Genomic DNA, 1,461 nt, shown 5'->3' on the forward strand with positions numbered 1-1,461 from the left:
AGCACCGCAGACGACGCCGGGGCCAGGCCGTGCGTCCAGTGCAGCTGGAAGCTGGAGAGCTCGAGGGCGAGCACGTCGAAGCCCTGCGGGTCGCGGATCGCGTCGAGCACGGGGGTGCCGACGTTGCCGCAGGCCACCGCTCGACGGCCGTCCGCCCGCAGGATGGCCTCGACCATCGTCACGGTCGTCGTCTTGCCGTTCGTGCCCGTCAGGCACACCCAGTCGGCGGTCTTCCGGCCGGCGCGCTCGCGCAGCCGCCAGGCGAGTTCGACGTCGGACCAGATCGGCAGGCCCGCCGCGTGGGCGGCCATCAGCAGCGGCTGGTCCGGCCGCCAGCCCGGGGAGGTCACGACGAGGTCCGCGGCGGCGCCGTCGACCTCGGGCAGCGCCTGCGTGGCCGCCCGGTCCAGCAGGACCTCGCGGACCCCCACGATCCGCAGGGTCTCGGCGCGCGCCCGGTTCTCCGGCCCGTCGTCGCCGTCCACCACCACGACGGCGGCGCCCAGCTCGGCCAGGGTGTCGGCCACGGAGAAGCCGGTGACGCCCAGGCCCGTGACGACGACACGCAGGCCGGCCCACCCCGGAGCGTCCCAGGACGTGAGGTCGGCGGTGCGGGCGGTGTCGGCGCGGGGCCGGCGCACCGGTGCGGGCGCGGCGTCGGACGCGGGGCCGGTCACGGGGTCACCCCCGCGAGGCCGCCCTGGCGGATGAGCCAGTCGCCAGAGAAGATCGCGAGCCCCACGGTGACGCACATCAGGGACAGCAGCCAGAAGCGGACCACGACGGTCACCTCGGCCCAGCCCTTGAGCTCGAAGTGGTGCTGCAGCGGCGCCATGAGGAACACGCGCTTGCCGCCGGAGACCTTGAACCAGCCCACTTGGATGATGACGGAGAGCGTGATCGCGACCATGAGGCCGGCCAGCACGGCCACCAGGATCTCGGTGCGCGTGAAGATCGCGAAGCCGGCCAGGGCGCCGCCCAGGCCCAGGGAGCCGGTGTCCCCCATGAAGATCTTGGCCGGGGAGGTGTTCCACCAGAGGAAGCCCAGCAGGCTGCCCGTGAGGATCGCCGCGAGCAGGGCGAGGTCCATGGGGTCGCGGACCTCGTAGCAGCCGCGGGTGCCCTCGAGCGCGCAGGACTGGCTCGACTGGAAGAGCGATATCAGGACGTAGGCGCCCGTGATCATGGCGGTGGCGCCCGTGGCGAGCCCGTCGAGGCCATCCGTGAGGTTCACGGCGTTCGTGGTGGCGGTGGTGATGAGGTTCGACCAGATCACGAACAGGATGACGCCGCTCGCGGGTCCGGCGAAGGCCAGGTCGAGCCACGGGATGTCCCGGGCGAAGGAGATCGCCGTCGAGGCGGGGGTCAGGCCCCGCTCGTCCGGGAAGTTCAGGGCGAGGACCGCGAAGGCGGTGCCGATCAGGGCCTGGAGGATGATCTTGCCGCGCGGCGTCAGGCCGA

At 72.9% G+C, this 1,461-nt stretch carries 2 protein-coding genes; both read right to left on the bottom strand.

The window, feature by feature from the left end; genetic code table 11:
* Nucleotides 1–677: Mur ligase family protein (locus tag AB0N07_RS50390; RefSeq protein ID WP_365847652.1), on the bottom strand; the 677-nt coding region annotated here is incomplete at its 3' end.
* On the bottom strand, nt 674–1,461 hold a 788-nt coding region (mraY, locus tag AB0N07_RS50395), incomplete at its 5' end, for a phospho-N-acetylmuramoyl-pentapeptide-transferase (protein WP_365847648.1). The genes mraY and AB0N07_RS50390, both read right to left, overlap by 4 nt.

The sequence above is a fragment of the Streptomyces sp. NPDC051172 genome (assembly GCF_040682555.1).
In the GTDB taxonomy this organism is placed as follows: Bacteria; Actinomycetota; Actinomycetes; order Streptomycetales; family Streptomycetaceae; genus Streptomyces.